This is a genomic window from Acinetobacter sp. AOR12_HL, assembly GCF_027855275.1.
GTDB classification, from domain to species: Bacteria; Pseudomonadota; Gammaproteobacteria; order Pseudomonadales; family Moraxellaceae; genus Acinetobacter; species Acinetobacter baumannii.
Genome location: NZ_JAKTIJ010000020.1, coordinates 112879 through 132913, shown reverse-complemented (window position 1 = coordinate 132913; position 20035 = coordinate 112879). Strand labels below are relative to the sequence as shown.

Genomic DNA, 20035 nt, shown 5'->3' with positions numbered 1-20035 from the left:
TTAGTATTTGTAAGCGTCAGATTTGAATGGCCCCTCAACAGCAACGCCTAAATAATCAGCTTGCTCTTGAGTTAACTGAGTAAGTACACCACCGAAACCTGCAACCATTGCAGCAGCAACTTCTTCGTCAAGTTTCTTAGGAAGAACTTCTACGCGAATTTTTGCAGCTTTTTCACTTGCAGGTAGGTCGGCAAATTTCTCTTGGAATAAGTGAATTTGACCTAAAACTTGGTTAGCAAAAGAACCGTCCATTACACGTGATGGGTGACCAGTTGCATTACCTAAGTTTACAAGGCGGCCTTCAGAAAGAAGGATAAGGTAATCGTTTTCGTCTTCTGAACGATAAACTTGGTGAACTTGTGGCTTAACTTCAACCCACTTGTAACCACGTAAATAAGCCGTGTCAATTTCTGTATCGAAGTGACCGATGTTACATACAACTGCACCAGCTTTTAAGCTGTCTAACATTGCTGCATCACACACGTGGTAGTTACCAGTTGTTGTTACAACAAGGTCAGTGTTGCCAAGAAGATCGTGGTTAATATCTTCTTTTTTACCTGTTTGTACGCCGTTTTTGTATGGAGATACAACTTCATAACCATCCATACATGCTTGCATTGCACAAATTGGGTCAACTTCAGTTACACGAACGATCATGCCTTCTTGACGTAAAGATTGAGCAGAACCTTTACCTACGTCACCGTAACCGATCACAAGCGCACGACGGCCAGATAAAAGCATATCTGTTGCACGTTTGATTGCGTCATTTAATGAGTGACGGCAACCATATTTGTTGTCATTTTTAGATTTAGTAACAGAATCATTTACGTTGATTGCAGGTACTTTTAAAGTGCCGTCTTTCCACATTTCGATAAGACGTTGAACACCTGTTGTAGTTTCTTCGGTAATACCGTGAATGCGCTCTAAAAGAGCAGGATATTTTTCATGAACAAGAGCAGTTAAGTCACCGCCATCATCCAAGATCATGTTGGCATCCCAAGGTTGGCCATTTACATTGATTTGTTGTTCAAGGCACCATACATATTCTTCTTCAGTTTCACCTTTCCAAGCAAAAACTGGAATACCGCGAGCAGCAATTGCAGCAGCAGCGTGGTCTTGAGTCGAGAAGATATTACAAGATGTCCAGCGAACTTCAGCACCTAATTCAACAAGCGTTTCAATAAGAACCGCTGTTTGAATAGTCATGTGGATACAACCAAGAATTTTTGCACCAGCAAGTGGTTTAGACGCTGCATAACGTTTACGTAAGCCGATCAAAGCTGGCATTTCTGCTTCAGCAAGTTTGATTTCTTTACGACCGTAGTCAGCAAGTGAGATGTCAGCAACTTTGTAATCTGTAAATGAAGCATTAACCGCGTTCATCAGGATCTCCTAGGAAAAAATAGTATTGATCATTCTGTTCGCGGATGCCGTTGTTGGTTAAAACGACTGTTTAACCGATCGTCGAGCCTGGCAAAATGATCTTTAGTGCCGATCATTTGTCGCAGCATCCCTCGACTAGCGAAACATTGTACTTGGAAAAGCTTTTAGTGCCAATCCAGTTTTGTTTATTATCTGCGTAATTACGACTTTAGATTTAAATTATGGCCTTAAATATTCCCGAATCTTTGGCAAACCTCGAAGCGAACTGTGGCCTTTTTGCAGTTTGGATGGTACTTCAACATCATGGAGTACAAATTGATGTTGCTGAGCTGATTAAAGTTTGCCGCTATGACGATGAAGGAACTTATACGATTGCTTTAGCCATTGCTTTAAAAAAGTTGGGCTTTGAGGTGTCATTTCACTCAGATCATGATCCTAACATTAGCCCAAGCGAACGCATGAGCTATAAAGAAGCAAAGGTATTAAGAATACCAACTGGGCCAGCGCTGAGCTATCAAGATATTCAAACAGAGACGCAAAATGGAAAAATGGTGATTGTGTACTACGACACTTTAGAAGGGGTAGGGAATCAGTCGCTCATTTATTCTATAGATCAAAATGAAATCTGCTTTTTTGATAGTTTTGAGCCGATGTCGGCAGCAGTTTTTGAGAATCAACGTAAAGCAGAAGGTATTTGCCGTCAGGCTGTCGTAATTGGTGACCGTAATTTAAATATTCATTCGACTAAATTGAATTAAACTTAAATGAGCCAGTAAAGTGCTGGCTCATACTGAAGTTATTGTTGTTGATATTCTTGAATGACTTCTAACGCAGCCCGGAAAGCTTCCTGAGTAGCAGGGGCACCGCAATATGGCAGGCTATGCAATAAAGTTTCCTGAATTTCTTCAACTGTACAACCATTGTTGAGTGCACCACGAACATGGCCCTTGAGTTCTGTTGGTGATTTGAGTGCAGTTAACATTGCCAAAGTAATTAATGAGCGATATTTACGTGGCAGCACACCTTCACGTTGCCAAGTCGATCCCCATGCATGTTCATTAATCCAGTCTTGTAAAGGCTGGGTAAAGGGCACGGTATTTTCTTGGGCACGTTTTACAAAAGCTTCTCCCATCACTTCTGTGCGTACTTTTAATCCATTTTCGTAATCTTGCTTAGACATTAATTTCTCCTAAAAATAAAAGCGTCGAGTGACGCTTTTATGGCTGTTTATTAATTAATGCGAATCAAAAATGATTGCAATAGTGAATTAGTGGAGGCATCAGTCACACTATTTGATGAGGATTTGATAAAGGTAGGTCTTTATTTAACTTTTCATCAAAAACATCGGTAAGCATGCTATCGAATCGAATTGCGTTGTACTGCAATAATTGTTGAGCTTCGCTTTCAGAAATAAAGCCTTCTTTTATCGCTTGCGCAATATTCTCTTCAAAAGTAAGACCCGTAAACTTGCCTTTGGATTCAGCTTTCTTAAACTTATCCCAAAGCGGTTCAATGGTTCTTAACATTTGGAACGTGTGCTCTAGACGGCCAGTGACATCATTAGGTTCAGTTGAATAGTACACATGGCGTTTGAGTTGCTCTCTAAACGAATGTTCTTCCATCATGAGTTCAGCAACTTGTTGTTTTAACTCATCGTCAGGTTTTGAAATCACACGACCTAACGGGAAGCATATCCATTTGACAAATGCTGCTGGAAGCTTGGCTGGGAAGTTGTCAAATAGTCCCCAAAATGCTTCCTGAATATTCAAGAATGCTTTTTGCAGTGCTAGTTTGGCATGAAGTTGTTCAGCTTCAGTTTTTTGTCCAGCCTCATAATATTTTAAAATTGCAGTGGCAATAAACAAGTGCGCGTGAATATCTGCCAAGCGGCCTGATAGCATTTCTTTACGCTTTAGGTCTCCTGCGAGTAATCCTAGTGCCATATCGGAAACAAGTGAAAAATTGGCGCTAAAACGATTGATGGTTTTATAGTAACTTGCAGTGAATTGATCTGCTGACTGAGGCGCATCACTCGAACCACCTGTCCAACCATAAGCAAATGATCTTGCACCGCGGTTAAAGGTATAGGCTAAATGTTTAAACAACAAATCATCGAATTTTTGTACGGTATTGGCTTTGTCGTCAGACTGAAGTAATTGCAATTCTTCAAAAAGATAAGGGTGACAGCGCATTGAGCCTTGACCAAAAATCATCAATGAGCGGGTTAAAATATTTGCACCTTCTACTGTAATAGCAATTGGAATCGCTTGATAGGTGAGAGCAAGGAAATTGCGTGGCCCAAGTTGAATTGCACGTCCTCCAGCAATATCCATTCCGTGATTAACCACTTTACGCATCGTTTCGGTTGCATAGTATTTTGCCATGGCAGTCATTACAGCAGGGGTTCCACCTTGGTTTAGACCACACGTCACTAAATAACGGAATGCTTCAAGCATATAGGCATCGCTGGCAATTTCACTGCTTGCTTCTTGTACACCTTCAAATTTGCCGACAGAAATATTGAACTGTTGACGAATTCTTGCAAAAGCACCGACAGTGAGATAGCTCATTTCACCTGCGGCCGTGGCTAATGCGGGCAGTGAAATACCTCGGCCAACACCTAAGCATTCCATCAGCATGCGCCAGCCTTTACCAGCATTTTCTTGTCCGCCAATAATCCAGTCAATTGGAATGAAGACATCTTCACCCTCTACTGTCCCATTCATGAATGGAGAGCCCGGATAGTGTCGTGCACCTATTTTTACGCCTGCATGATTGGCTGGAATTAAAGCACAGGTAATCCCGTACTCAGTTTTAGTCTTATCTCCAAGTAAACCTTCGGGGTCATAAAGTTTAAATGCTAGACCGACCACTGTGGCAATTGGAGCGAGCGTAATCCAACGTTTAGAGAAATTCATGCGCAGCCCAAGAACTTGAGCACCTTCATATTCGCCATAGCAGACTACACCCGAATCTGGAATTGCACCTGCATCTGAACCTGCTTCCGGACTGGTTAAACCAAAGCATGGAATTTCTTCACCTTTAGCAAGTCCCGGTAGATATTGCTGCTTTTGCGCATCTGTACCGTAATGCATGAGTAATTCACCGGGTCCTAATGAGTTAGGAACCATACAACTCACCGCAGCAGTTAATGAACGCGAGGCAATTTTGCTCATAATGCGACTTTGAGCAAATGAGCTGAACTCTTTACCGCCAAAGGATTTTGGAATAATAAGACCCAAGAAGCCTTTATCTTTAATGAACTGCCAAACTTCAGGAGGAAGGTCTTTTAATTGATGGTGAATTTCCCATTCATCAAGCATGCTACATAGCACTTCAACTTCATTATCAATAAAACTTTGTTCTTCTGGTGAAAGTGTAGGATAGGGATATTTTTCAAATTGCGACCAATCTGGAGCTCCCATAAATAACTCTTTTTCCCACCAGCTTGTTCCTGCTTCTAAGGCTTCTTGTTCAGTGGTACTGATGCTCGGCATTGAGTTGGCCAGAGTTTTATATGCAGGTTGGGTAATTAAGTTAAACCGTAAAGGTTTAAACAAAATAATAATGCTAAGTGCAATAAGGGGAATCCCTAAAAGTAATGCCCACGGCGTTAAAATGAAAGCAGTAAGTATGGCTACAGCAATCGTAATAACACTACCAGTGACTCTATTTAGGTTAAAAAAGAAAATTGCCCATATTGCAACAAGCTGAATGACAATACTTAAAACAAAGAGTAGGAAAATCATACTTGCTCCTTGCTAGATAAGCCCTCAAGTTAGAAATAATAAAAAAGCGAGGAGAGATTTAAGGCTTAACTAGCGAATTTTTTAATGCTGTTTAAATTTGATTTTTTATGTCGCAATTGATGTATATGCTAGAGCAGGGATATATCGTGCTTTTAGGTATAAAATATTTTTGAATGAAAGTGTAATGGCTTGTTTTATCGATTTGTCAAGAAATGTTATTGATTTTCTTGTATAAATAAAAAAGCCCTCATAATCTGAAGGCCTTTTTAATACTTATGAAGTGTTAAGCTTCGATTGCTTGTACCGCAATTTTTTTCGCAGGATCTACCTTGCGACGAACTTCAGGAACAGGTTCACCATAGTATTGGCGATCAGCAAAATAGCTTGAACGAACCATTGGTGCAGACCAAATATTTCTAAAGCCAAGTTTACGGCCATGCTCTGCATAACGTTCAAATTCTTCTGGTGTTACAAAACGGTCAATTGGTGCATGCTGTTTAGAAGGCTGCAAGTATTGACCAATAGTGACATAGTCGACATCGTGAGCACGTAAGTCATCAAGCAATGCAATGACTTCTTCTTCAGTTTCACCAATACCCACCATCAAACCACATTTTGTTGGGATGTCTGGACAGTATTCTTTAAACATTTTTAATAGGTTTAAAGAGTGCTGATAATCTGAACCTGGACGCATCGCTTTATATAGACGAGGTACAGTCTCAATATTGTGGTTAAATACGTCTGGTGGACATTCAGTCATAATGCGTAAAGCAATATCCATACGTCCACGGAAGTCTGGTACTAAAATTTCAAGTAATGTATTTGGGCTAAGTGCGCGAGCTTCTTTAATACAGTCCACAAAGTGTTGTGCACCGCCGTCAAGCAAGTCATCACGGTCAACCGAAGTGATTACTGCGTATTTGAGCTTAAGATTGGCAATAGTCTCTGCCATGTGGCGTGGTTCATCAGGGTCCAATGCATTTGGACGACCATGCGCTACGTCACAGAAAGGGCAACGACGTGTACAAATATCACCCATGATCATGAATGTTGCTGTACCACCGCCAAAGCATTCTGGAAGGTTCGGACAAGCTGCTTCTTCACAAACGGTATGGAGTTTTTGAGCACGTAAAGTCGTTTTAATACGCTGAACTTCTTCTGGTGCCGTCATCTTGACACGAATCCAGTCAGGTTTACGCGGCACTTCAACCGTAGGTACAACTTTTACAGGAATTCTTGCGACTTTTTCTGCGCCACGAAGTTTTACACCCTGTTCAGGTTTACGGTGTTCTGACATATTTAACTTTTCCACTCGTTTATAGAGACATTGACATTCTATTATAGCGGACTTCTACAAGTAATAGCGGAAAATAACTATTCATATAATAAATGTGGCTATTCAGAAATATAGGGTTGAGAAATACATAAATTCACCGCATATTAGCCATAATTTATTATAAAATATGGTCATTCAACAGAGGAAGGAGCTTTCAATGCCACGTAAAAAAGAGGTCGTTAGTGGGAATTTCGTTAAGTACGATGCGGTAGTTCTCGGTTCTGGACCTGCAGGTGAAGGCGCGGCAATGAAGCTTGCAAAAGCTGGTAAGCGTGTTGCAATTGTAGATGTACGTGATCAACTCGGTGGTAACTGTGCACACGTAGGAACCATTCCAAGTAAAGCATTACGTCAAACAGTTTCTAGCATTATTCGCTATCAGCGTGATCCAATGTTTCAAAAAGTAGGTGAATGGAAACAGTTCACTATGAAACAGGTCTTGCGTAATGCGCACAAAGTGATTCAACAACAGGTTGATACGCATACGCGCTTTTATGACCGTAACAAAATTGGTGTCTTCCACGGTCGTGCATATATTCAAGACAAAAATACAGTTTTAGTTTTTAGCCACGAAGGCATTAAAGAAACAATTATCTGTAAGCAAATCGTGATCGCGACAGGTAGCCGTCCTTATCATCCGCAAGGTCTTGATTTTGACCACCCGCGCGTATTTGATTCGGACAAAATTCTTGATCTTGATTACTCAATTCAAAAAATCATTATTTATGGCGCAGGTGTTATTGGCTGTGAATATGCCTCAATTTTTATTGGTTTAGACCATAAAGTTGACTTGATCAATACTCAACAAAAACTCTTAAGTTATCTAGATGATGAAATCGCCGATGCTTTGTCTTATCACTTACGTGAACAGGGCGTGTTGATTCGTCACAATGAACAAATGGATCATCTTGAAACATTTGATGACCACGTTGTTCTACATTTACAAAGTGGTAAAAAGATTAAAGCTGATGCGATTCTTTGGTGTAATGGTCGTTCAGGTAACACAGAAGGTTTAGGTCTTGAAAATGTTGGGTTGGTACCAAATAGCCGTGGTCAACTTTCTGTAAATGATCAATATCAAACTGAAGTTGAAAACATCTATGCGGCTGGTGACGTGATTGGTTGGCCTTCACTTGCTTCGGCTGCCTATGACCAAGGGCGCTGTGCTGGTGCAAACATGAGTGGTGAAGACGCTAAGCCAGTACGTGATATCCCTACAGGTATTTATACCATTCCGGAAATCTCATCTATTGGTAAGAATGAACAGGAATTAACGGAAGAGAAAATTCCGTATGAAGTCGGTCAGGCTTCTTTCCGTCATTTAGCTCGTGCACAAATTACCGGTGATACAGTAGGTGAGTTGAAGATTCTTTTCCATCGTGACACTTTGGAAATTTTAGGTATTCACTGTTTTGGTAATAATGCTGCTGAAATTATCCACATTGGACAAGCAGTTATGCACAGCCCAAACAATACTTTGAAATATTTTGTTGAAACGACTTTTAACTATCCAACCATGGCTGAAGCATACCGTGTGGCTGCACTTAATGGTATGAATCGTTTATTTTGATTTTAAATAAGTTTTTCATAAAAAAGCCCGCAAACTTGCGGGCTTTTTTATTTTTATTAGACCATATGTTTTTTATATTTTTATGACAATGTACAGAGTGATTTCAGCGTCTCATCTCTCTAGTGTGCACAAAATGCTTGATTAAAATATTCAAACAAATCAGGTGTCTGTTTCCATAAAACAATAGAAAAAACCAGAAGAGCTAAGATGAGGAAAGTCATAATTGTTTTCAAAAGTACGGCATTATGCGTCATGAATAACAGCCTCCTCATTTACAAAGAAATGTACGATTACCCCTAATATACTCAATGCGATAGAACAGAGCCAAATCGCATTGTAATTACCTGTTAAGTCATGGTTAACACCGCCAAGCCAACCACCAAAGAAAGACCCGACTTGATGGGTGAAAAACACAATACCACTTAACATTGAAAGGTATTTAACACCAAACATATTTGCCACGATACCATTGGTAAGCGGAACCGTAGAAAGCCATAGAAGCCCCATGATAATACCGAAAGCATATACTGTATAAGTGCTTAGAGGTAACAATAAGAAAGCAATGATTGCGATGCCGCGGCTACCATAAAGTGCCATTAATAATTTAGGTTTCGAGAAACGATCTCCTAACCAGCCTGCGCCATAAGTCCCTACGATATTAAATAATCCGACTAAAGCAAGAAACACCGTACCTATAGCGGCATCAAAGCCGCGGTCGATTAAATAACCTGGTAGGTGAACACCCAGGAAGACAACTTGGAAGCCACATACTAAAAAGCCTAAAGCTAACCACCAAAACGGTTTATGTTTTCTCGCAATGTGAAGTACTTGTTTAAAGGTGAGCTGAGGTTGGGCAATTGCTTTTGGGGTTTGGTTGCTTGGCCCTTTTAACATCCATGCTAGAGGAATAATAAGAGCGATTAACAGCGCACTTACCATTAAAGCTGATGACCACCCCACTGTCTTAAGTAAGAGAAGGGTAGAAGGCAGCATAATAAATTGGCCAAAAGAACCGGCTGCACTGGCAATACCCATTGCCATACTTCTTTTTTCTGGCGGAGCAGCTCGGCCTACTGCGCTAAGCAGAACTGTAAAAGAAGTTGCTGATAAAGCTAAACCAATAATCAGACCTAAGCTTAAATTCAAAATGAGTACACTTGAACTAAAAGCCATTAAGAGTAAGCCAAGGGTATAAAGTAATCCGCCGACTGTTACCACAACTTTACTGCCATATTTATCTGCAATTGCCCCAGTAAAAGGCTGAACTGCACCCCAGATTAGATTTTGCATGGCAATTGCTAGACTAAAAACATGCTGTCCCCAACCGAACTCATGACTCATCGGGACTAAATAAAGCCCAAAACCATGTCGTACACCTAGTGACAAAGCCAAAATAATGGCACTTCCAATGAGCATATAAATGAGTGATTGAGAAAACTGATGGCTTGTTTTAGTCATTGTGAGTAGAAAATTATAAGAATGTGATAAATCATTGTAGAAGATATATCGAATAATATCGATATATCTATAAAATTATTTTAAGAAAAATTAAAAAGTATCTTAGAGATTTCGGATTATTATGAAAAAGGTGAAGAAGCAAAAATCATTTGTGATTTCTGCTTCTTATCAGAATTAAGCTGCTGAATTGCGTTCAAGTAGAGCCTGTTCAAAAAGTACTTTTTCTTTTTCTTTGTGCTCGGTTGTGAAGCGAATCAAAATTACACTACAGCCTGCAACCATAACCAGTCCACCTAAAATAAATAGACAAGTTTGAATATCAAGTACGCCTTTTAGTAAGAAACCAGCTGCTACTGCGCCCACATTTCCACCTGCGCCAATAATGCCTGCGACGCCGCCTAATGCATTTCGGTCAATAAAAGGGACCAGTGCATATGTTGCTCCGCAAGCCATATGGGTAAACAATGCAAAAACTGTCATGGAAATAATTGCAAGAGCTACGACGTTCATTTGAGAGAAGAGTATTAAGAATAAACCTTCGCCTAAAATCATCAGTACAAGTACTTTAGTACGTCCGTCTAAACCTTTTTTAAGTGCGACTTTATCGGAAATAATACCGCCTAATGCACGTGCAAATAAGGCAAGAAGGCCAAATATACCTGCGGTTAACCCTGCTGTTTTTAAATCCATTTTGAATTGGTCAACATAGTACATTGCGGCAACATTATGGATGAAAATTTCAATACCAAAGCAAGCACCATAAGCGAGGAATAAAATCCAGACACGGTAGTTACGAGCCGCTTGCATTAAGATTGCCATGCCACCTTTTTTACCGCTACCCACCTCAATACCTTGTGCACGAACTTCTTTAAAGTTTCCTTGAGGACAGTCTTGGGTGAGTTTCCAGTAAAGAACCCCAACAATTACCATCATTACGCCTGGTACGATTAATGCAACGCGCCAACCCATAGTTTGCTCGACACCGAACATGACAATTGCACCGAGTAATAAAGGCATTAGAGCTTGTGTTGCACCACCGCCAGCATTACCCCAACCCGCAGCAGCTGCATTTGCTGTGCCTACGACATTTGGCGCAAACATGATACTGGTATGATATTGCGTAATGACAAAGCTTGCGCCAATTGCACCGATGAGTAAACGGAAGAAAAGAAAAGATTCATAGCTGTTGGCAGCGGCAACACCAAATACAGGAATACTGCCAAGTAAGAGAAGGGTGGTGTAAGTAATACGCGGACCATATTTATCACAAAGTGGTCCGACAGCAAGCCGCACTAAAATTGTAATTGCAACGGCGGCAATATTAATATTGGCAATTTGATCTTTGGTTAAGCCGAACTCACCTTTAATAACGGGCATTAATGGAGCGCAAGCAAACCATGCGAAGAAGCAGACAAAGAACGCGAGCCAAGTCATGTGGAAAGCACGCATGGCTGGGGTTGAAAAACTGAATAATTTAATTTCAGTCGCTTTTTTTGCATCTAAATTAATATTTGAAGACATACGCCGTCCCCCTGAACTGAACGAAATTTTAATTTGCATGACAAAATGAATTGTCTATTTGCATACCGATCAGAGCGGACATCTTTGGCCGTCTTGGTTTATCCATTGAATCGCCATTGATTCATCATGTCATAAATAAAGCAAAGGGCGTGCCAAAAGATAATTTTTACTAAAAGGAAAATCTTAGTTTTTAATTTTATTAGGTTAGTTGTCTAACATAAAAATGATTAGAGAAAAGGAATTAAAAGAAGAGGTGATAATAAAAAATAAAGAAGGTTGAGCTTAGTAAACACGTTTCTAAAAAATGCTCATTTTTTTGGCATTTTGGTTTAAAAAGAAGCAATTTTGGTGGGATAAAAAAGCTATAAAAGCTTAAGTAAAGCTTTTATAGCTTGTGTGCTTTTGAGATTTAGAATCGGTAACCCACACCTAAATAGGTAATAAGCGGGTCAATATCAATTTTGCTATTTGCCTGAATTAATTCTTTACCTGTATTTTGATCAGTCACGTAAATTTTTGCTTCGCTATTCATTTTCGAATAAGAAACTGAGCCTACAGCAAACAAGTTCGGATTAAAATCATAAGTTGCTCCTACTGTAACGATAGGTGCAAATGTATCTGTCGCTTCTAGTTTCACAATAGGATTAGCAGAAGATGTTTTACGATCTAATGCTGCACCTGCTTTATTATCATGGATATTCTGGATCATGTGACCCGCTTGAATTAAATCGGCTTCAATACCGGAATTCATTTTTAAATCATTAAAGTATGCATACATCACGCCAGCTCCGATATAAGGACGGAACTTATTTACACCTGTTTTACCAAATTGATAATGTAGCTCAACAGCTGGTAACCATGCACGTGCGGTCGCAGCCTTACCGCCCTGAGAAAGATCAGTAATATGAATGTCTTGCTTTAAAGGAATATCTCCACCCGCTTTGGCAATACCATCTCCGATGATTCCTCCAATCACAGATCCATCTTTTAGTGGAGTCGCTTTTCCAGAGAGGGGAGCGTAAATATTACCTTTTCCATTAATATCTACTTTAGGGGGAATACCACCTTTAATTTCTAAAGATAAATTATCCGTAAAGTTGTAGTTAAACATAAGACCAACGGTATCAACATCAGCAGCTTCTAAGCCAGACCCTTGTTGTTCCCATTGAGAAAGACCATTAATTTCTGCTGTACCCGCAAGTGATGAGGGAAGAGTGTCTGTAAACTTATCAAGAAGGCTAATAGTGCTATGCCAAAATTGTCCTGAAGGTTTACTTTGATCGATTGCGTCTAAAACGGCTTTTGTAGATACATCTCCAACTTTAGATTTTGTACCTTCTGCAACGCTAGTATTGATATTGACAGGGTTTCCTGAGCCTTGAGGCATAGCATGGAGCCAACCAGCTGAGACTGAAAAACGTTTGAAACCATCACCATCTTTTAAACTAAAATATGGGGAAGCGGCGGAAGTGACTGTTGGCAGAGCAAAAAAGGCAGCTGTCATACAAAATAATGACTTTTTCATCATAAAAGGACTCCATGTCCGAGCATTTGTTTACTGATTTTTATTGAGCCCACCATAACGCGTTTTATTGAAATAATTGTGTATTAAAAATTAATAATTGTAATTTTTTTGAAATATTTGTTTATATTTGGAAATATTTATTAATAAAAAGTACAAAATAAAAAAGAAAAGGCTACATAAAGCAGCCTTTTATTAATTTTGATTAAATTATTGATTGAAGCGTGAAAGATCTTCTTCTGGGCGAGCTGTTAATACTTCAATCCCTGTTTTAGTGACTAAAATAGTATGTTCATATTGAGCTGAAAGTTTATGGTCTTTAGTTACAACTGTCCATTTATCACCTAACAATTTAGTTTGCCAAACACCCGCATTTACCATAGGTTCAATAGTGAAAGTCATACCAGCTTCTAAACGCATGCCCGTACCAGCTTGGCCATAGTGCAACACTTGAGGTTCATCATGGAAAACGGTACCAATGCCATGACCACAATATTCACGCACTACGCTAAAACGTTCTGATTCGACATATTTTTGGATGGCATGTCCAATATCGCCTAAATACGAACCATCTCTAACTGTTGCCATTCCGCGATACATCGCTTCTTGAGCTACTTTACATAAACGATTTGCCAGAATAGAAGTTTCACCACCCACGATATACATCATGTTGGTATCACCATGATAACCATCTTTAATGACGGTCACGTCGATGTTAAGGATATCGCCGTTTTTTAAGATTTTATTTTCAGAAGGAATACCATGACATACAACATGGTTAACCGAAGTACAGATAGAGTGTTGAAAAGCAGGGCGTCCTGGCGCACCACCGTAACCTACACAGGCCGGAATAGCGTGCTGTACATTTTCAATATGATTACGACAAATCGTATCAAGCTCGAGTGTGCTTACACCAGCTTTAATATGCGGCTTGATCATATCTAGAACTTCAGCCGCCAGTCGTCCTGCAATGCGCATTTTTTCAATTTCATCTGGAGTTTTGATTAATCGACGTGGAGCTGTATAAGTACTGTTCATGATCTCTAAAAACTTTTGGTAATTTACAAGCGTCTATGGTATAAATAGCCGCCCATTTTATCAAATGCTTTTCGTGAATATCTTTTACGAAGAATTTTGATAGGTGGAGTAAAAATCCGCACATATATCGTCACATTACTCTGGGTGCCCGTAAAAAGGTGGAGAATGCGGATATATGGAGGCCTAACCCAACTTTTAAGGTAAAGAAAATGGCAGATTACAACGTAAGCATGCGCGACCTTCTTCAAGCAGGTGCGCACTTTGGTCACCAAACTCGTTTCTGGAACCCAAAAATGCGTCAATACATTTTTGGCGCGCGTAACAAAATTCACATCATCAACCTTGAGCACACTGTTCCTGCGTTAAATGATGCTTTGAACTTCGCTAACCAATTAGCAAGCAAAAAGAACAAAGTTTTGTTCGTTGGTACAAAACGTGCTGCTTCTAACATCATCCGTGAACAAGCTCAACGCGCTGGTCAACCATACGTAGATCACCGTTGGTTAGGTGGTATGTTGACGAACTGGAAAACACTTCGCCAATCTATCAACCGTTTAAAAGATCTTCAAACTCAATCTCAAGACGGTACTTTTGCTAAGCTTACTAAACGTGAAGCTTTAGAACGTACTCGTGAGATGGAAAAACTTGAGCGCTCTTTAGGCGGCGTTAAAAACATGGGTGGTTTACCTGACGCATTATTTGTAATCGACGTTGATCACGAAGCGATTGCAATCAAAGAAGCGAAAAACTTAGGTATTCCTGTTATCGGTATCGTTGATACAAACTCTAACCCAGACAACGTAGATTACGTTATTCCTGGTAACGACGATGCGATCCGTGCAGTAACTTTATATGCTTCAGCTATGGCTGATGCAATTCTTGCTGGTAAAGAATACGCTCAATCTCAAGCGAACGCTCAAGCAAAAGGCGATGACGCTGCGAAAGACGCTTCTGAGGCTTAATGCGTTTTGACGCAGGCTTGTCATTTTTGCGACATGTAATGGTGGCAAATTAAGCGTCGAGAGTGCAAACGGCCCAGAGTTTCTTTGGGCCGTTTTTGTTGAACAGATTTATTTTCTACCGATTTTAGGAGATCAACATGACTGCAATTACTGCAAGCATGGTAAAAGAATTACGTGACCGTACTGGTCTTGCAATGATGGAATGCAAAAAAGCATTAACAGAAGCGAACGGTGACATCGAACTTGCTATTGATAACCTTCGTAAATCTGGTCAAGCTAAAGCTGCTAAAAAAGCTGGCAACATTGCTGCTGACGGTGCAATCACTATCGTTCAAGACGGTAATAAAGCGATCTTAGTTGAAGTAAACTGTCAAACAGACTTCGTTGCTAAAGACGAAAACTTCTCTAACTTTGCACACACAGTTGCTGCTGCTGCATTAGCTGCTGGTGAAACTGATGCTGCTAAAATTGCTGAATTAAAATTAGCTGATGGCCAATCAGTTGAAGAAGCTCGTATCGCGCTTGTTCAAAAAATCGGTGAAAACATCCAAGTTCGTCGTGCGAAAATCGTTGAAGGCGAACAATTGGCTATCTATAAACACGGTTTAAAAATCGGTGTTGTAGTTTCTTATACTGGTGATGCTGACACTGGTAAAGGTATTGCAATGCACGTTGCTGCATTCAACCCAGTAGCAGTAAATGCTGAAGCTGTTCCAGCTGACCTTATCGCTAAAGAGAAAGAAATTGCTGAAGCGAAAGCGTTAGAATCTGGTAAACCAGCGAACATCGTTGAGAAAATGGTAACTGGTTCTGTTGAGAAATACTTAAACGAAGTTGCTCTTGACCGTCAAATGTACGTTATCGACAACGAGAAAAAAGTTGCTGACGTATTAAAAGCGACTGGTACAAATGTTGCTAACTTCGTACGTTTCGAAGTTGGTGAAGGTATCGAGAAAAAAGCTGAACTTAGCTTTGCTGAAGAAGTTGCTGCTGCTCAAGCTGCTGCGAAGTAATTCGTATCTTCAAAAAAAGCCCCCTATGGGGCTTTTTTTATCTCTGTTGAAAACGGAATATAAAGATGACAAATAAAAAGAATCTAGGTATTGGCGGCATAATTGTTTTATTGATTGCTGCATATTTGGGTCTGGACTTATCTGGGCATAAAAACAATCCGACACCATCAAGTATACCTGTGAATCAGCGTACTGAAACGACGTTTTCAAATGATGGAGTAGATACCATAAAGGCTGCTTATGAACGTAGACAAAGTAACGTTCAAGTGCAGGGTAGTGGTCGAGTAAAAGCAATCTTAAGAGAAGATAATGATGGGTCGAGACACCAGAAATTTATTTTGGTATTAAAAAATGGTCTTTCAATTTTAGTAGCACATAATATTGATTTAGCACCAAAAATTGAAGATTTAAGAAAGGGTGATATTGTCGAATTTAACGGGGAATATGAATATAACGAAAAAGGTGGAGTATTACATTGGACGCATCATGATCCACAGAACCGCCATGAAAATGGTTGGCTAAAACATAATGGTCGTATTTATCAATAGAAAATAGGGTATCCATTTCCGCATAACAGCAATTTTGTTCTATGCATCTTTTTAAAACATGCTATGTTTTTTTGTAGATAAATAGATGAGATGTATATATGCACCGGGAACAGGCTGACTACTTGCATTTGCGAGAGTTGGGCGGTTTAGAATTATTAAAAGCACATTATCACCAAACACAATTTTCAAAGCATACTCATGAAGGATATTGTATTGGTGTCATTGAAGAGGGTGCACAGTCTTTTTTTAGGACGGGTCAACTACATGTTGCTCCTAAAGGTGACATTATTTTAGTTAATGCAGATGAAATTCACACAGGCTCATCTGCTGTTGAATCGGGCTGGCGTTACCGTGCAATCTATCCTACGCCCGAAATGCTTGCTGAAGTAAGCCAAGATTTTTTTGAGCAAGGCCATGGGGCACCTTGGTTTCCGCAAGCTGTAATTCAGGACTTGGGATTATCTCAACAACTCTGTTTATTATTTGATTTATTAGAACAAAAAGACAATTTTTTGCTTAAAGAAACCATGTATTTATCAACATTAGCCTGCTTAATGGTACGTCATGGTAAGTCAAGACACACCTTTTGCGAGTTACCAGAAGCTTATTCAAAAGTATTAAAAGTTAAAGATTTGTTAGCTGATATGCCTGAAAAGAATTTTTCTTTGCAGGAATTGGCTGATATGGTCGGATTAAGTGCATGGCATTTTTTAAGACAATTTAAAAAACATGTAGGTTTACCGCCTCATGCATGGTTAGTACAGGCGCGTTTGCAAAAAGCGAGACAATTATTAAAACAAGGCGTTCAAATTGTAATGGTTGCACAGCAATGTGGTTTTTCTGATCAAAGCCATTTTAATCGTCATTTTAAAAAGGCGATGGGTGTTACACCAACCCAATATGTGGCGAGTCTTAATCTTTAAAATTTATTTGCAGTGCTAACCGCAATTTTGTTCAAGAGAAGCTGAGCTAAATACCAGAAAATCTATAAATAATAACTGTTATAGATGTCTAGGGATGAATACTCATTTAAATCAATCTATTAGATTTTCTAAAAGCCGACCACCGCATCTTTTTTTACGAGGGGCGATAGATATATTGCCACTATCTATTTCGGTTATACCATGGGCTATTTTAGCTGGATCAATGGCAATTCATGCGGGTTTATCATTTTATAAAGCACTAGCGATGTCAGGAATTGTGTTTGCTGGCGCTGCGCAATTAGTAAGTTTAAGCATGGTGATGGAAGGTGCATCGTTATTAACCATCTATGTCACTATTTTCTTTCTTACTGCTCAACATTTTATTTATGCTTTAACTTTAAGAAATGACATTTCTATTTTGCCTCTCTCAAAAAGATTAACTTTAGGGTTTCTGCTTACCGACGAATTATTTGCAGTAAGTGTTCCTAATGAGAAAAAACATCCTCAATACTTATTCGGAGCAGGTCTTTGCTTTTATTTATTTTGGGTGGTTTTTAGTTTAGTTGGTATTTTATTAGCAACCGCGCTACCTAACTTATTAAATTATCATTTGGATTTTTCCATTATTACTATTTTTGTTGCCATGATTGTTCCTATGTGTAAGGGGAAGCCTGTAATGGCAGGCATTTTAATGACTTGTGTCAGTGGTTTTGTACTTAAGTATTTTCATATAGAAGGAGCCATTCTAATTTCTGGTTTATTGGGGATGTTTATTGCGGTAATAGTCGAAAATAAAATAGGAGAAAAATAAAATGTCATGGCTCATGATTTTAGGATTGGCAGCTATCGTATTTTTTAATCGTTATTATTTTTTGGAACCAAACGTAAAAGTTAAATTACCAGTACTTATGAATAAAATGTTGAATTATTCAGCTCCTTGTTTATTAAGTGCTATTTGTATTCCAGTAATTTTTTTTGAAAATAATGAATTAAGAGGATTTTTAGATAACCCTTACTTATACGCAACGATATTTTGTATTGTCGTGGCTTTCTATTTTAAAAAAGTGTTACCGAGCGTTCTGCTGAGCCTAGCATTTTTTTATTTTATAAATTTTTTAATAAATCAATAAGTTAAAGCTGAATCTTTTTAGGATTCAGCTTCTTCAAAATTTATTGAGCAATCAGTTTCTTCTGACGGCTTTTCCAATGAGGTAATATCTTTGCAAGATAAGCATCCATACACCAGACTGGACCAATCAAGAGAAATTGCAAATCTTTAAAGAAAGAAGGTTTTTTTCCTTCAACTTTATGTCCATAAAATTGTCCAATCCAGGCAAACACAAAAAGAGCAATATAAAATCCTACACCTACTGGCAGAACATAAATAAGCCATGCCATCACAACAAGTAGAGCAGCCATTGCTACTGCAAGTACAAGATCAAGCCGAGCATAAAAAATGAGGGTCAGTACTACGAGTAAAGCGGTGAGTAGGGCACTAAAGTGAGCAATAATTCCAATAATCGAAAATAAAATAGCTGGAACACATACCCAGTGAATTTTTTTATTTATCGGGTTTTGATGACTTTCACTATATTCATCAAACCATTCACCGATAGATTTCATAGACCTTGTTCTCCTTGTCTAATTTTGAGTCATTCTTTTTCTGTTTATATTTTATCCTCTCGTTACCGAGAGAGACAAGACAAGTTGTATATCGACATGTTTGTTAAATCAAGTAAGCCTAAAATTTAAAGTTTATTCATTGCGGCACAAAAATGAAAAACTGTACTGAAGAAAGGGAGGGCTGAGCTCAAAAATTTCAGGTTATTTATTTGTGATTTTGAAAGAGACAAATCCTCAAAAAAATCTCATTTTCATGAAGAGTGGGGAAATAATAGAAAAATACTCAACTCATCTTGTCTTAAAACACAATAAACAGCTCTTTTTAGACTAAAGTGGTACTAGGGTAGCGGAATTATTTAAAAATGGCTGTAATCAAAAAATATGCGCAAAAATCGATAAAGAATAAATCAGTGTGTTTTTGGGTTAAAAAATAATCATTTTTGTAATGAAAAAACGAGTCTAGACACAAAATTTTTATAGGGTTTTTTTTTGCTCTTTTTATATTAAAAAAGCCACAACTTAACTGGTGGCTTTTTCATGAACTCGAGGAGTAATCGCTTATGAAGTAGGACCGTCTACACGCTCAATACTTACTTTAGCAGTACCAGCATTGGTAATACCAAGGCGTTTAGCTGCACCGTATGATAAATCAAGCACACGATTACCATGGAAAGGACCACGATCGTTTACTTTTACCACTACGCTTTTGCCATTGTCTTTGTTGGTGACACGGATATAACAGTTAAGCGGTAAGCTACGGTGAGCAGCAGTAAGTGCATTCATATCGAATGTTTCACCACTTGCAGTTTTACGGCCATGAAATTGACGACCATACCACGATGCCATGCCAGTTTGGCTAAACTTACGAACAGTATTTGAAGCTACTGTGTTAAGTTTTTCAATCACTGAAGGCTCATCTTCAGGGATTTCAATTTTAGCTGCGATAGCTTGACGACGGATTTGATCGCCAGAACGTTCAGTGATTGAAAGACTGTTAATGTTAGAGAAACGGGAATTAAAGTTTTGAGTATCTTTACTCAACACACGAGCAGCTAAATTTGCATTTGGACCATCTACATCGCTATTTAATGATGATGATTGCATCATTTCAGCGTGCAGTGGGGCCATGCTTAAACTAGCCGTCAGTGCAAGAATGTATTTCAGCGATAACTGCATTTATATAAACTCCTGAGAACATGCACTTTTTCATTTAGCCAAAGAGCTAAAAATTGAAGTGAACATGCCTAATTATTCACTTTTGCAATTGCTTGATTGGGGTGGATAATATTCATCGCTTACGGAGAGTGTCTAGTCTTTAACGAGAAATAGTTACAAAAAGGGCAAAAACTTACAGTTTTAGGTTAAAAAATAACCAAATATGTAACAAGG

General features: G+C 38.9%; 18 protein-coding genes. 8 read left to right on the top strand and 10 right to left on the bottom strand.

What is annotated here, in order from left to right:
- Complete coding sequence (gene ahcY, locus MKL36_RS09175; protein WP_000994842.1) at window positions 1–1383, bottom strand: adenosylhomocysteinase; 1383 nt, start codon at window positions 1381–1383, stop codon at window positions 1–3.
- A 221-nt stretch (window positions 1384–1604) separates the two neighbouring features.
- Here ahcY and MKL36_RS09170 point away from each other — a divergent pair, with 221 nt between their 5' ends.
- Window positions 1605–2141, top strand: a complete 537-nt coding sequence (locus MKL36_RS09170; protein ID WP_021511553.1) for a cysteine peptidase family C39 domain-containing protein — start codon at window positions 1605–1607, stop codon at window positions 2139–2141.
- A gap of 38 nt (window positions 2142–2179) precedes the next feature.
- Here the strand turns inward: MKL36_RS09170 and MKL36_RS09165 are convergent, their stop codons facing one another.
- The 3 genes from MKL36_RS09165 to lipA form a co-directional block, all read right to left on the bottom strand.
- Window positions 2180–2563 carry a carboxymuconolactone decarboxylase family protein gene (locus MKL36_RS09165; protein ID WP_000043121.1) on the bottom strand — a complete coding sequence of 128 codons (384 nt, stop codon included), beginning with the start codon at window positions 2561–2563 and terminating at the stop codon, window positions 2180–2182.
- Window positions 2564–2666: 103 nt separating this feature from the next.
- Window positions 2667–5132 carry an acyl-CoA dehydrogenase gene (locus MKL36_RS09160; protein ID WP_021511554.1) on the bottom strand — a complete coding sequence of 822 codons (2466 nt, stop codon included), beginning with the start codon at window positions 5130–5132 and terminating at the stop codon, window positions 2667–2669.
- A gap of 283 nt (window positions 5133–5415) precedes the next feature.
- Window positions 5416–6429 (bottom strand): lipoyl synthase, encoded by a 1014-nt coding sequence (gene lipA / locus MKL36_RS09155; protein ID WP_001289259.1) that lies wholly within the window; start codon window positions 6427–6429, stop codon window positions 5416–5418.
- A 196-nt stretch (window positions 6430–6625) separates the two neighbouring features.
- On the opposite strand from lipA, the gene sthA reads away from it, so the two are divergent.
- Window positions 6626–8038, top strand: coding sequence for a Si-specific NAD(P)(+) transhydrogenase (sthA, locus tag MKL36_RS09150; protein ID WP_001137505.1), 1413 nt, complete (start codon window positions 6626–6628; stop codon window positions 8036–8038).
- Window positions 8039–8281: 243 nt separating this feature from the next.
- Here the strand turns inward: sthA and MKL36_RS09145 are convergent, their stop codons facing one another.
- The 4 genes from MKL36_RS09145 to map form a co-directional block, all read right to left on the bottom strand.
- Window positions 8282–9496, bottom strand: a complete 1215-nt coding sequence (locus MKL36_RS09145; RefSeq protein ID WP_021511555.1) for an MFS transporter — start codon at window positions 9494–9496, stop codon at window positions 8282–8284.
- A 174-nt stretch (window positions 9497–9670) separates the two neighbouring features.
- Complete coding sequence (locus tag MKL36_RS09140; protein WP_000097621.1) at window positions 9671–11017, bottom strand: MFS transporter; 1347 nt, start codon at window positions 11015–11017, stop codon at window positions 9671–9673.
- 409 nt (window positions 11018–11426) lie between these two features.
- On the bottom strand, window positions 11427–12545 hold the full coding sequence (locus tag MKL36_RS09135) for an OmpW/AlkL family protein (RefSeq protein ID WP_000976517.1): 1119 nt from the start codon (window positions 12543–12545) through the stop codon (window positions 11427–11429).
- A gap of 204 nt (window positions 12546–12749) precedes the next feature.
- Entirely contained in the window at window positions 12750–13577 is an 828-nt protein-coding gene (gene map / locus MKL36_RS09130) for a type I methionyl aminopeptidase (RefSeq protein ID WP_001089491.1), read from the bottom strand.
- A gap of 209 nt (window positions 13578–13786) precedes the next feature.
- Between map and rpsB the strand changes: the two genes are divergently transcribed.
- From rpsB to MKL36_RS09100, 6 genes are all read left to right on the top strand, one after another.
- The gene (gene rpsB, locus MKL36_RS09125; protein WP_001982118.1) at window positions 13787–14539 is read left to right on the top strand and encodes a 30S ribosomal protein S2; all 753 of its coding nucleotides are present in this window, start codon (window positions 13787–13789) and stop codon (window positions 14537–14539) included.
- 137 nt (window positions 14540–14676) lie between these two features.
- On the top strand, window positions 14677–15552 hold the full coding sequence (tsf, locus tag MKL36_RS09120; protein WP_000125378.1) for a translation elongation factor Ts: 876 nt from the start codon (window positions 14677–14679) through the stop codon (window positions 15550–15552).
- A 65-nt stretch (window positions 15553–15617) separates the two neighbouring features.
- A complete protein-coding gene (locus MKL36_RS09115; protein WP_000182509.1) occupies window positions 15618–16100 on the top strand; it encodes a DUF3465 domain-containing protein in 483 nt (160 codons plus the stop codon).
- Window positions 16101–16198: 98 nt separating this feature from the next.
- On the top strand, window positions 16199–17023 hold the full coding sequence (locus MKL36_RS09110; protein ID WP_000554500.1) for a helix-turn-helix transcriptional regulator: 825 nt from the start codon (window positions 16199–16201) through the stop codon (window positions 17021–17023).
- Between the two features lie 94 nt (window positions 17024–17117).
- Window positions 17118–17834, top strand: coding sequence for an AzlC family ABC transporter permease (locus MKL36_RS09105; RefSeq protein ID WP_021511556.1), 717 nt, complete (start codon window positions 17118–17120; stop codon window positions 17832–17834).
- A 1-nt stretch (window position 17835) separates the two neighbouring features.
- Window positions 17836–18153 carry an AzlD domain-containing protein gene (locus MKL36_RS09100; RefSeq protein ID WP_021511557.1) on the top strand — a complete coding sequence of 106 codons (318 nt, stop codon included), beginning with the start codon at window positions 17836–17838 and terminating at the stop codon, window positions 18151–18153.
- A 40-nt stretch (window positions 18154–18193) separates the two neighbouring features.
- Here MKL36_RS09100 and MKL36_RS09095 read toward each other — a convergent pair whose 3' ends face one another.
- A complete protein-coding gene (locus MKL36_RS09095) occupies window positions 18194–18646 on the bottom strand; it encodes an Mpo1 family 2-hydroxy fatty acid dioxygenase (protein ID WP_000835608.1) in 453 nt (150 codons plus the stop codon).
- Between the two features lie 558 nt (window positions 18647–19204).
- The gene (locus MKL36_RS09090; protein ID WP_001177236.1) at window positions 19205–19822 is read right to left on the bottom strand and encodes a septal ring lytic transglycosylase RlpA family protein; all 618 of its coding nucleotides are present in this window, start codon (window positions 19820–19822) and stop codon (window positions 19205–19207) included.
- Window positions 19823–20035: the final 213 nt, after the last annotated feature.